Consider the following 12365-nt stretch of genomic DNA (forward strand, 5'->3'; position numbering starts at 1 on the left):
ATCAATGTATTTTTATTGAATTTTTATTAATTTTATTTAAAACTGACAATTATTTTCATTTTAATTAAATTTATTAACTTCTAATCAAAATAATTCGCTAACATTACTTATTTGGTCTATCAAAGTGCTATTTTTCTATTCAAAAAATCAAATGAAACCCTAATTTATATCATAATTAATCGTTGTTCTAGGGCAAAATATCTTCCTAACTTTGCTTCGCTTTTTTAACCTATTGATGACTAAAATTTCAAGGAAAATAAGCCCAAAATTACAATTAGAAACAAACAAAAAATTAACATTATGGAAGCAACTATTGGTTTTAAACCCGGAGTTTGGCAAAAGGAAATTAACGTAAGTGATTTTATTAGAAACAATTACACAGAATATACTGGAGACGAAAGCTTCTTAACTCCTGCTACTGAAGCAACCAATCAACTTTGGGCAGAACTATCTGAAATGTTCAAAGCAGAGAGAGAAAAAGGAATTTATGATGCTGAAACTAAGAAACCATCTCAGATTGATGCTTATGGAGCTGGTTATATCAATAAAAATTTAGAAAAAATCGTAGGAATTCAAACAGATAAGCCTCTAAAAAGAGCTATTTTCCCAAATGGCGGAATTAGAATGGTGGAAGATGGCTTAAAAGCTTACGGTTATGAATTAGACGAAGCAACTAAAGAAATTTATACAAAATATAGAGTTACTCATAACGAAGGTGTTTTCTCTGCTTACAATTCACCTATTAGAAAAGCTAGAAATTCTGGAATCGTAACTGGTTTACCAGATGCATACGGAAGAGGTAGAATTATTGGTGACTACAGAAGAGTTCCTTTATATGGTGTGGACTTCTTAATTAAAGACCGTCAAGACTATTTCGAAAATATGGATTGTGATGGTATGAACGAAGAAATCGTAAGACTTCGTGAAGAAATCACTATGCAAATTAATGCGTTAAAAGCACTTAAAAAAATGGCAGAATCTTATGGTTTTGACATTTCTAAACCTGCAACCAATGCTAAAGAAGCTATTCAATGGTTATATTTCGCATATTTAGCAGCTACTAAAGACCAAAACGGTGCTGCAATGTCTATTGGTAGAGTTTCTACTTTCTTAGATATTTATATTGAAAGAGATATTAAAAGAGGCGTTCTTACAGAAATTGAAGCTCAGGAATTGATTGACCATTTCGTAATGAAATTAAGAATCATCAGATTCTTGAGAACTCCAGAATACGATTCACTTTTCTCTGGCGATCCAGTTTGGGTGACAGAATCAATTGGTGGTTTAAATAAAGACGGCGGTTCTTATGTAACCAAAAACTCTTTCAGATTATTACACACTTTATACAATTTAGGTGCATCTCCAGAACCAAACTTAACTGTTCTTTGGAGCGAAAAATTACCAGAAAACTGGAAAAAATATTGCGCTAAAGTTTCTATCGACACTTCATCTCTTCAATACGAAAATGATGATTTAATGAGAGATTGCTTTAATGATGATTACGGAATTGCTTGTTGCGTTTCTCCGATGACTTTAGGAAAACAAATGCAATATTTCGGAGCAAGAGCTAATTTACCTAAAGCTTTATTATATGCCATTAATGGTGGTATTGATGAATTAACTAAAGTTCAAGTAACTCCAGAAATGCCAAAAGTAGAAGGCGAATATCTTGATTTCGATGATGTTTGGAATAAGTTTGATAAAATGATGGATTGGTTAGCAGAAACTTACATCCAAGCATTGAACATTATTCACTACATGCACGATAAATATTCTTACGAAGCTTATGAAATGGCACTTCACGATGTAAATGTTATCAGAACTCAAGCTTGTGGAATTGCAGGAATCTCTATCGTTGCCGATTCATTTGCAGCGATGAAATACGGAAAAGTAAGAGTAATAAGAGACGAAAACGGAATCGCAGTAGACTATGTAGTAGAAAAACCTTACGTTCCTTACGGAAATAACGATGATAATACTGATAAAATCGCAGCAGAAATTGTAGAAATTTTCATGAACAAAGTAAGAAAACAAAAAACTTACAGAAATGCAATTCCTACTCAATCTGTTCTTACCATCACTTCAAACGTAGTTTACGGTAAAAAAACAGGAAATACACCAGACGGAAGAAGAGAAGGTGAACCTTACGGACCTGGAGCAAATCCTATGCACGGAAGAGACACAAAAGGTGCAGTAGCTTCACTCGCTTCTGTTGCTAAATTACCTTTCGAACACGCTCAAGATGGTATTTCTTACACTTTTGCGATTACGCCTGAAACTTTAGGAAAAACTTTAGACGAAAAACAAGGAAATTTAGTTGGACTTTTAGACGGATATTTCAACCAAAAAGGTCACCACTTAAATGTAAATGTTTTCAACCGTTCATTGTTAGAAGATGCAATGCAGCACCCAGAAAAATATCCTCAATTAACCATTAGAGTTTCTGGTTACGCAGTGAATTTCATCAAGTTGACTAAAGAACAGCAATTAGATGTCATCAACAGAACCATCACAGAATGTTTCTAATTTATATATAACATCAATTATCTTGAAGAAGAGTTAAGAAATTTCTTAACTCTTTTTTTAAGAATATGAATTTCATCAAAATTAATTTCGCCGTCCCTAAAAGGTGTAATTTTGATGAAAATTTTTAGAATTTTAACTCCCTTTTAGGGTTGGGTAAAAGAAAAATTATAAAAATTTATTATTAAAAAAGCTTTAAACACCCTTTAAGAATATTTATCTTTGAACATGTCAAATCACGGATTTATCCATTCATACGAAACTTTCGGCACCAAAGACGGCCCAGGAATTAGATTTGTTTATTTTCTGCAAGGTTGTCATTTGCGTTGCATCTATTGTCATAACGCTGATACTTGGAACAAAGGCGAAAAAACCAAAATGTCCGTAGATGAAGCCTTCCATGAAATCGAAAAAGTAAAAGGTTTTATAAAATCTGGTGGCGTTACCGTTTCTGGTGGCGAACCTTTGATGCAAGCCAACTTTGTTCTGGAATTATTCAAAAAATGTAAAGAAAACGGAATTCACACTTGTGTAGATACCAATGGTTATTTGTTTAACGACGACATTAAAAACGTACTAGAAATTACAGATTTGGTGCTTCTGGACATTAAACACATAGACCCAGAAAAATATCTAAAATTAACGGAAGTAGAACTAGAACCTACGCTTCAGTTTATGCAATATTTGTCTGAAATCAATAAACCAACTTGGCTAAGATACGTTTTGGTTCCTGATTATACAGACGATGCCGAAGATTTAGAAAATTGGGCGAAATATGTTTCTCAGTTCAAAAATGTAGAACGGGTAGATATTTTACCATTTCACCAAATGGGCGCACACAAATGGAAAGAAATTGGCAGAGCCTATCCTCTAGAAAATTGCAGACCAGCTGATATGGAAGACGTAAAAAAAGCAGTGGAGATTTTTAGGAAATATGATTTGCCTTTACCAGATAATCAAAAATAAAAGTCGAGAGAATCTCTCGACTTTTTTGTTATTTATTCTATAAATTAGGTTTATAAAGGTTAAATTTCCTCTTGACCTTTCATTTTCTCTGCATTTTCAGCCATAATCACAGCATCCATCATTTCTTGGATATCGCCATTCATATAAGCATCTAGATTGTAGATAGATTTATTAATTCTGTGGTCAGTAACTCTACCTTGAGGATAATTGTAGGTTTTAATTTTTGCAGAACGGTCACCCGTAGAAACCATTGTCTTACGTTGTGCCGCAATATCGCCAACAACTTCCTGTAATTTAATATCATACAATTTTGCACGAAGCATTTCCATCGCTAACTCTCTGTTAGCCAACTGAGAACGCGCTTGCTGACAAACCACTACAATTCCTGAAGGTTTGTGTGTTAACTGCACTTTTGTTTCTACTTTGTTTACGTTTTGTCCACCAGCTCCACCAGAACGTGAGGTTTGCATCTCGATATCTGCAGGATTTATTTCCGCATCTACTTCTTCCGCTTCTGGTAAAACTGCAATCGTAATCGCCGAAGTGTGTACTCTACCTTGAGATTCTGTCTCTGGAACTCTCTGAACACGGTGAACTCCAGATTCAAATTTCATAATTCCGTAAACGCCTTCTCCTTCTACTTTCATCACCAGTTCTTTGTAACCTTTAGATGCTTCAGAAGAATCGGTAACTTCGTGTCTCCAACCTTTGGTTTTGAAATACATGGTGTACATTCTGTACATATCTTCCACGAAAATCGCAGCTTCGTCACCACCAGTTCCAGCACGCATTTCTAGGATAATGTTTTTATCATCTGCAGGATCTTTCGGAATTAAAAGAACTTTTAATTCTTCTTCCAAACCTGGAATTTTTTCTAAGGCTTCGTTTTTTTCGATTTTTGCTAATTCTACAAAATCTTTATCAGAACCATCTGCAATGATTTCGTCTGATTCTTCAATCGTGTTAAGCGCTTGCATATACTCATCAAAAACTTTCACGATTTTTCCTAAATCGCTGTATTCTTTGTTGAGTTGACCATATCTTTTTTGGTCAGTAATCACATCTGGTTGTATAATTAAATCAGCAACCTCGTTATAACGTTGCTTAATTGCTTGAAGTTTTGGAATTAAACTTTTTGACATAGTCTAAAATTATTTGGGTGCAAAGATAAGGAATTTAAAGAGCCAAGACAAAAGTAAAAAGAATCAAGTGGAAGAACCTGTAATAAAATGAAAAACATATTAAGAAAATGGAAGCTGAAAGTCTGATAATTCTTCGATTTTAATTGTTCTAAAGAATAACTGAAAGTGAAAATTAGAACCGATTGATTTCTTCGAACCACTTCGTTTGGTTTGCAGCTAAAATCCTTTTTTGTCACATTGAGCGGAGTCGAAATGTGAACAAAAAAGATTGCAGCGGAAATCGGGACTGAAGTTTCAAAAAAATTCAAATTTTCCTGCTCTTAAAGAAACACCCCGTCAAATCAAAGATTTGACGCCCCTCTAAAAGAAGGGAATAAAAAAAATCTGCTCAGAAAACTGAACAGATTTTAAATATATTTTGTTTTGCTTTGATATTACTTTTCTCAAATTCAGGGAGAAAAGCAATGTCACCTCAATTAATGATGACCAGCGTGTAAATAAGGCCCGTCTCCTTTTGGTTGGTTGTAGATAACTTCTACACCTTCTTGCTCTAGAAGCGTTTTTCTTCTGATGTCTTCTGGGTTAAATTTCTTAGTTTTTCCGAAATATTCAGCTAAACCTTCAGTTAACCACATTGGAATCACTACTCCAAAGAACATGAAAATACACCAAAATCCTATGAGGAACATTACGATAAAATAAACGGTCCAAAGGAACTGATAAACTGGCCAAAATCCTGCTAAAAACATAATTTCTATTATTTTAGGCAAAAATATAACATTTTTTTAATCGACAAAAGTTTTTTTATTGAATTTTGTCGCATACTGTTAAATCTCCACCGAATATTTACATTTTCTTCATTAATGAGCCAAAGCTGCAAAGAAATCATTACCCTTATCATCTGTAATGATAAACGCAGGGAAATCTTTCACTTCAATTTTTCTTACCGCTTCCATTCCTAATTCTGGGAAATCTACTACTTCCACAGAAAGAATATTTTCTTTCGCTAAAATTGCAGCAGGACCACCAATAGAACCTAAATAGAAACCGCCGTATTTAGCACAAGCATTGGTTACATCTTTGCTTCTGTTGCCTTTAGCGAGCATAATCATGCTTCCACCATTTTTCTGGAATTCGTCTACATAAACATCCATTCTTCCCGCAGTTGTAGGCCCGAAACTTCCACTTGGCATTCCTTCTGGAGTTTTAGCAGGACCTGCGTAATAAATTGGGTGATTTTTAAAATATTCTGGCATTGGTTTTCCAGCATCTAATAATTCTTTGATTTTTGCGTGAGCAATATCTCTTGCAACAATCAGAGTTCCGTTCAGTTTTAAACGAGTTTTGATTGGATATTTAGACAATTCCGCCAAAATTTCTGGCATTGGCTTGTTCAAATCTATTTCCACAGCTGGTTCTAAATGAGGAGCTGTTTCTGGTAAATATTGCGCTGGATTGGTTTCTAATTGTTCTAAGAAAATTCCGTCTTTGGTAATTTTACCTTTGATATTTCTGTCTGCAGAACAAGAAACACCCATTCCAACTGGGCAAGAAGCGGCGTGTCTTGGTAATCTGATTACTCTAACATCGTGGGTTAAGTATTTTCCTCCAAATTGCGCTCCAATTGCAGATTCCTGACAAATTTCTTGCACTCTTTTTTCCCATTCTAAATCTCTGAACGCTTGACCAGCCATATTTCCTTCTGTAGGAAGGTTGTCATAATATTTCGCAGAAGCTTTTTTCACCGCTGCTAAATTGGCTTCGGCAGAAGTTCCACCAATAACCAAAGCTAAGTGATAAGGTGGACAAGCTGCTGTTCCTAAATCCATAATTTTTTCGCGGATAAATTCTTCTAAAGATTTATCGTTCAAAAGAGATTTTGTTTTTTGATACAAGAAAGTTTTATTCGCAGAACCTCCTCCTTTTGTTAAGAATAAAAATTCGTAATAATTTCCTTTTTTCGCATAAATATCAATTTGTGCAGGAAGATTAGAACCTGAATTTTTCTCTTCGAACATGCTTAAAGGAACAATCTGAGAATATCTTAAGTTTCTATTTTTATAGGTATTAAAAATTCCTCGGCTTAAAAATTCTCCGTCATCAACTCCAGTGTAAACATTTTCTCCTTTTTTTGCTACCACAATTGCAGTTCCTGTATCTTGGCAAGAAGGCAATGCTCCTTCCACGGCAACCGCTGCATTTTGTAATAAATTATACGCCACAAATCTATCATTATCAGTAGCTTCTGGATCATCTATAATTCTGCGTAAACTTGCCAAATGCTCAGAACGAAGCATAAAAGAAACATCTTCCATTGCTTTTTCTGCCAAAAGTTCTAAACCTTTTGGGTCAACGGTTAAGATTTCTCTATCACCTAATTGTTCTACTTTTACGTAATCTGAAGTGAGTTTTTTATAAACAGTGTCATCCTTTAGAATTGGATACGGATCTTGGTAAATAAAGTCCATTTTATATTTGATTTACGATTTTTGATTTACGATTTTTGAAGCTAAAAACCTTCTCTTTCATCTTCAAAATTGAAGTGTAAATTTACGAAATAAATCAAATAAAGGAAAGATAATATTGCGAGTATTAAAACAAAAAACCCTTTCTGCGTTCTATGCAAAAGCAAAAAACGCAGAAAGGGTTGGTTCTTAAAAAAAAGCTAGTCTATAAACTTACTTGACTGGCAAAATATTCTTCTAATTCTTTCAAGGTCTCAGAATTGGTAGAAATATCTTTTACCACGACTCCTTTATTGATGGCTACAATTCGATTGCAAACTTCTGTAGTGTGCGCCAAATCATGGCTAGAAATCAAGAAGGTAACTTCTGCATTTTGAGAAAGCACTTTAATCAAATTTTTTAGTTTAATCTGTGTAGAAGGATCCAAATTAGCGAAAGGTTCATCTAAAACAATGATTTCTGGATTGCCAATTAAAGCGCCTACAATTCCTACTTTTTTCTGATTTCCTTTCGATAAATCTCTGATGTATTTTCTAGCGTTGAGAATTTCGCCATTGAATAAATCTTCGAATTGTTTTAGAAATTCATCTACAGAAGCTTTGTTTTGTCCGCGCAACTCACCTAAAAAGTAAAAATATTCTTCTGGAGTAAGATAACCAATTAAGAAACTGTCATCTATAAATGCAGAAACTTTATTTTTCCAATTTTCTGACTTATTTACTTGAATTCCATCAATTTGAATGCTTCCTGAACTAGGTTCAATTAAATCTAAAAGCAAGCTAAAGAGCGTGGTTTTTCCTGCTCCGTTATTTCCTACCAAACCGAAAGTTTCGCCTTTGGGAATAGTAAGTTCTTGTATGTTAAGCACTTTTGCGGTTCCGTAAATTTTAGAAATATTTTGAATGTTTATCATGATAGTAATTGGTATTTAGTAATTGGTAGTTGGTAATTGGTATATTTATTTTGGTTGTGATTTTGCGTGAGGGCGAAACTGGAAATCCTTTTTTGTAAAAAAAGATTGGAAGTGTAGACCGACTTTTTCGCATTGGCTCTGTAAGAAAGCTTGGAAAAAAGGCACGCCCAAATTCTAATCATTATTTTTTAAAAGCCGCGATGGTAGAATATTTTTCGGTTCTGTAGATTTTTACAATAAGGTTGAAAATTTTATCTCGAAGTAAAAACCCTATCAATCCTAGAATTCCTAAACTCATAACCGCTGGAGTCATTCCGAAGAAATATTTCATCGCTCCGAAAACAGCCATTGGCAAAACCATTTGTGGCAACAAAAGAACAAGAATTTTAATGTTGAAATTGTTTTGTCCGCTGGTGAAACCTTTCGAAGCAGAGTTTAAATCAATCGGTTTTTTATTGTAAGCTCCCGCCAATAAAGTGAGGTAAGAGTTTACTCCTAAATTATATAAACCTGCCGCAAAAATGGTAAAATAAAACTCCCAACTGATGAATGCATAACCGACTGCTAAAATCATAGAAACCGAAATGGCAATTACAAAAAGCGCCCATTTTGCTTTGAGAAAATCTTTGTAAGGAACATTTTGCGTCATCATCAGTGGATAATAAGAACTGTCCCAGGCTGGAACTCTTTGTCCGAACATAAAATTAAAACCGCCTGTTACAAAAATTCCTAGAAAAACTTGCATGAAACTGGTATTGTAACCTTTACTAAAGAAAAGTAACCCGTAAAAAAGGAATAAAACTCCTCCAATTAAAGCACTTCTCGCAGCTTTACTTCTTTTAATCAATCGAATATCATTGTTAATAAAAGTTCCTAATGTCCCGTATTTATTGAGGAAAGCAATGTTTTCGGTTTTTCCTGCCGCTTTTTTCATTTCTAAACCTCTGTCTAGATACAAATTCTTTTTGATGAAAGAGAAAGTATAAATCGCCAAAACCAGCAATACAACAATCGGAATAATAAAGAAGCCAATATTTTGATACAATCCGTAGAAAATACGCTCAGAAATCGCCAAAACATCTATGATTTCAAAGTAGTGCAATCCACCAATAATTGCCATTAATCCGAAAAGGCTGTACATCAACTTATCACTTTTATTGATAATGGTGTTGACAAACGTATTGATAAAAACCATGGAAATACACGCTGCGAAATAAAGCAAAACGGTTACTGCATTTAGATTTCCTTTAAAAATTAAAAGCGCTGCAAATGGTATCACAAAAAGTAAAAACGCCCAACTGAAAAACGAAACTAAAATTTTCACCAAAGTGTAACCTGCCACTTGATTTTTAGAAATTTTCAAAGTAAGGAATGGCTTGATGTTTTCCGCAGGCAGTTGCTGCATAAAATACTTCAACAGCAAATCGATGGCAATGTACACTAAGAAAATTCTGCTGAAAAGTTGAATCGGTTCATAAGCTACTTTTTTCGCTCCGAAATACACACCAATAGCTCCGCCTACAAAAATAAGCGCCAAATATGCGTACATAAACAGCATTCCTATTTTCATTAAGATTCCCGCAGCAAATTGCGGACTTCTCACAAAACTTTTGAGTTCAAGTTGTAGAAATTTTAGAAACATAATCGTTTTTCAATCATTAGTTTCTAAAACTATATTTTCGTTACAAAATTTATTGCATGAGTTCTTTTGCCTGAAGAATAGCGGCATCTGTAATCTTGCTTCCAGAAAGCAATTGCGCAATTTCTGTAAGTTTTTCTTCTTGATTAAGTGGGAAAATTCTGGTTTGGGTTTTTCCTTCAATATCAGATTTTTGCACTTTATAATTGTCATTTCCTTTCGCTGCAACTTGTGCAAGGTGAGTAATGACTATCAACTGCATATTTTCTGCCATTTCTTGCATTACATTGCCCATTTCATCGGCAATTCTACCAGAAACACCTGTGTCTATTTCGTCTAAAATAAGCGTAGGAAGTTCTGCATTTTCTGCCATGAGTTTTTTAATCGAAAGCATCACTCTGCTTCTTTCACCACCAGAAATAGCATTTTGAATCGGTTTCAAGGCAAATCCGGCATTCGCTTGGAATAGCAATTGAATTTTCTCCGTTCCGAATTTACCGAATTCTTTCGTTGAAGAGAGTTCCACTTCTACTTTAGCTTTCTCTAATCCTAATTGATGTAAAAGTAATTCTACTTTTTCTACAAAAACTGGAGCCGTTTGTTTTCTATTTTTAGATAAAATTTCAGCTTTTTTAAGCAAAGACTGAGAAGCTTCAGCAATTTCTTTTTCTAACTGAGCAATTTTATGTTCTATATCTTCAAAAGAATTCTTTTCTAAAGAAAGTTCTTCTTTGATTTTCAACAAATCATCTATATCTGAAACCTTGTGCTTTAGAAAAAGTGCATTGATTTTATCATTTTGCTCTTGTAAAACCAATAAATCTTCAGGATTTGCATCTAGTTTTTCGGCTTCATTTTGCAACTGAAAGAGAATATCTTTGAACTCTACATAGTTTTCTTCTAATCTTGCATTGAGCTCAGAAAACTGCAAAGACAAGTCTGCAACTCTGCTCAATTTGTTTTTTACATCATAGAAACCATCGAACAAACCTACTTCTTCTTGGTCTGTTCTGGCAAAAATTTGAGCGAGCAATTCAGAAATCGCACCTTTATTTTCGGCTAAAGAAATCTGGCTCTGTAGCAATTCATAATTCACCGTTTCTAATTGCGCTGCTTCTAATTCTTCCAACAAAAACAACTTGTAATCGCTCTCTTTATTTCCTTCGGAAAGTGTATTTTTCAGTTTCTCTAGTTCTCTTTGCTTTCTTTGAAATTCAAAATAATCACTTTGATAAGATTCAATCAAATTTTTATTTTCAGAAAGCCCATCGATAATTTTAAACTGATATTCTTCGCTGAACAATTGAGAAGTTTCAAACTGAGAATGAATATCAATCAATCTCTCAGAAAGTTCTTTCAAAACATCTAAAGTTACTGGAACATCATTCACAAAAGCTCTAGATTTCCCAGAAGGTAAAATTTCTCTTCTGATAATGGTATCTTCTTCGAAATCTAAATCATTTTCCTCAAAGAAAATTTTCAAAGATTCAGAAATTTTAAATTCCGCTTCAACTACACTTTTCGTTGAGAAGTCAGAAATGCTTTTAGAATCTGCTCTCTCTCCTAAAATAAGTCTCAAAGCACCCAAAATAATAGATTTACCAGCGCCAGTTTCGCCGGTAATCACTTGTAAACCTTTCTTAAAATTGATTTCAAGTTGGTCTATCAATGCAAAATTTTGGATATAAATTCTTGATAACATTATTTAAAGAATACTTATTTTGAGTTGCGTTTTCCAGCCTGTAAAAATAGTGTAAATTTCAGAAAATTCAAACCACAAAAGCGTAGCTCTAAGATTCATTTTACTTCCATTTATTCCACTTCGTGTCGATATCTTTTGGAGAGAATAAACTCATCAAATTTTTTAGCTGATTCATGTCTACACCTCCATTATTATTGGAATCGAAAATGTTATAAATTTCGTCTTTTTTGCTTTCTACAAAGAGATTAAAAGGATAATTCATCTGGAAATTGCTTTCGTAGAATTTAAGTCTCAAAATCTCATTTGCAATGGTTTGTTTCGTAGAAAATTGGTCTTGTTTTCCTAAATTATCTAAGCCCATTCTGTGATAATTATAGTAGAAATTTCTAAGCGTAGAATTTTGTTCAGACAAAATCGTAGAAATCAGCGCTCCTCTATTTCTTGGACTTTCTAATTGAGACCAACCCATATAGTTCTGATTTTGAGAATTTTGAGTAATCTGCATCGCTTTATCAAACCATGGAGTTCCGCCTTTCATTTGATACGTATCTGCATCGTAACCTAAAATAAGGTAGACATAAAAACTCATCACGTCAATCAAATTTTTCCCCGAAAATTGTCTTTCGTTAAAAACCATATTCTGATTTTCTAAATATTCAAAAGAAAAATTGGTGTCATTAACATTAAGAATCGGCGTTTCATATTGCGTTCCATAAACAGGACGCACCGACTGAACCACCAAAGTTCCTTTATAATTATTCCCACTTTTTTCGGCAAGAATGATTGAAAAATTACATTTTATTTTTTCGTAGTTCTGAAATTTTTTGCCAGTCCAACTGGTTTTATTAATGAAGTCTTTCAGACTTTTCTCCATTGTTCTGAATAGTTGCACGTTACTTCCGCCAATTTGTTGGTAATTAATCTGAACTTGAGCATTCAGCTCTTGCGCAAAACTAAATTGAGAAAGCAGTAAAAGTGCAAATATGTAAAGTAGTTTTTTCATTGAATTCTAAAC

At 33.9% G+C, this 12365-nt stretch carries 9 protein-coding genes; 2 read left to right on the forward strand and 7 right to left on the reverse strand.

Going from position 1 to position 12365, the window contains the following annotated elements; all coding sequences use genetic code 11:
- Window positions 1-300: 300 nt before the first annotated feature.
- Window positions 301-2526 (forward strand): formate C-acetyltransferase, encoded by a 2226-nt coding sequence (gene pflB, locus C3729_RS03400; RefSeq protein WP_104792877.1) that lies wholly within the window; start codon window positions 301-303, stop codon window positions 2524-2526.
- Between the two features lie 225 nt (window positions 2527-2751).
- Window positions 2752-3489, forward strand: a complete 738-nt coding sequence (pflA, locus tag C3729_RS03405) for a pyruvate formate-lyase-activating protein (RefSeq protein WP_104792878.1) — start codon at window positions 2752-2754, stop codon at window positions 3487-3489.
- A gap of 59 nt (window positions 3490-3548) precedes the next feature.
- Here pflA and prfA read toward each other — a convergent pair whose 3' ends face one another.
- The 7 genes from prfA to C3729_RS03440 all read right to left on the reverse strand — a co-directional run bounded on the left by prfA (window position 3549) and on the right by C3729_RS03440 (window position 12353).
- Complete coding sequence (prfA, locus tag C3729_RS03410; protein WP_104792879.1) at window positions 3549-4631, reverse strand: peptide chain release factor 1; 1083 nt, start codon at window positions 4629-4631, stop codon at window positions 3549-3551.
- A gap of 476 nt (window positions 4632-5107) precedes the next feature.
- Window positions 5108-5380: a hypothetical protein gene (locus C3729_RS03415; RefSeq protein ID WP_165785720.1), complete on the reverse strand. Its 273-nt coding sequence runs from the start codon at window positions 5378-5380 to the stop codon at window positions 5108-5110.
- Window positions 5381-5491: 111 nt separating this feature from the next.
- The gene (locus C3729_RS03420; RefSeq protein ID WP_104792880.1) at window positions 5492-7099 is read right to left on the reverse strand and encodes a fumarate hydratase; all 1608 of its coding nucleotides are present in this window, start codon (window positions 7097-7099) and stop codon (window positions 5492-5494) included.
- A 202-nt stretch (window positions 7100-7301) separates the two neighbouring features.
- The gene (locus C3729_RS03425) at window positions 7302-8009 is read right to left on the reverse strand and encodes an ABC transporter ATP-binding protein (protein ID WP_069800381.1); all 708 of its coding nucleotides are present in this window, start codon (window positions 8007-8009) and stop codon (window positions 7302-7304) included.
- 181 nt (window positions 8010-8190) lie between these two features.
- Entirely contained in the window at window positions 8191-9651 is a 1461-nt protein-coding gene (locus C3729_RS03430; RefSeq protein ID WP_104792881.1) for a DUF5687 family protein, read from the reverse strand.
- Between the two features lie 49 nt (window positions 9652-9700).
- The gene (recN, locus tag C3729_RS03435) at window positions 9701-11350 is read right to left on the reverse strand and encodes a DNA repair protein RecN (protein WP_104792882.1); all 1650 of its coding nucleotides are present in this window, start codon (window positions 11348-11350) and stop codon (window positions 9701-9703) included.
- 100 nt (window positions 11351-11450) lie between these two features.
- Window positions 11451-12353, reverse strand: a complete 903-nt coding sequence (locus tag C3729_RS03440; RefSeq protein ID WP_104792883.1) for a DUF4835 family protein — start codon at window positions 12351-12353, stop codon at window positions 11451-11453.
- Between the last annotated feature and the right edge of the window lie 12 nt (window positions 12354-12365).

The sequence above is a fragment of the Cloacibacterium normanense genome, from assembly GCF_002943105.1.
Taxonomy (GTDB): Bacteria; Bacteroidota; Bacteroidia; order Flavobacteriales; family Weeksellaceae; genus Cloacibacterium.

Bases quoted from the DNA above. Each gene is read 5' to 3' on its own strand.
- C3729_RS03425 (WP_069800381.1), bottom strand. From the start codon at position 8,009: ATGATAAACATTCAAAATATTTCTAAAATTTACGGAACCGCAAAAGTG.
- pflB (WP_104792877.1), top strand. From the start codon at position 301: ATGGAAGCAACTATTGGTTTTAAACCCGGAGTTTGGCAAAAGGAAATT.
- C3729_RS03440 (WP_104792883.1), bottom strand. From the start codon at position 12,353: ATGAAAAAACTACTTTACATATTTGCACTTTTACTGCTTTCTCAATTT.
- C3729_RS03430 (WP_104792881.1), bottom strand. From the start codon at position 9,651: ATGTTTCTAAAATTTCTACAACTTGAACTCAAAAGTTTTGTGAGAAGT.
- pflA (WP_104792878.1), top strand. From the start codon at position 2,752: ATGTCAAATCACGGATTTATCCATTCATACGAAACTTTCGGCACCAAA.
- C3729_RS03415 (WP_165785720.1), bottom strand. From the start codon at position 5,380: ATGTTTTTAGCAGGATTTTGGCCAGTTTATCAGTTCCTTTGGACCGTT.
- C3729_RS03420 (WP_104792880.1), bottom strand. From the start codon at position 7,099: ATGGACTTTATTTACCAAGATCCGTATCCAATTCTAAAGGATGACACT.
- recN (WP_104792882.1), bottom strand. From the start codon at position 11,350: ATGTTATCAAGAATTTATATCCAAAATTTTGCATTGATAGACCAACTT.
- prfA (WP_104792879.1), bottom strand. From the start codon at position 4,631: ATGTCAAAAAGTTTAATTCCAAAACTTCAAGCAATTAAGCAACGTTAT.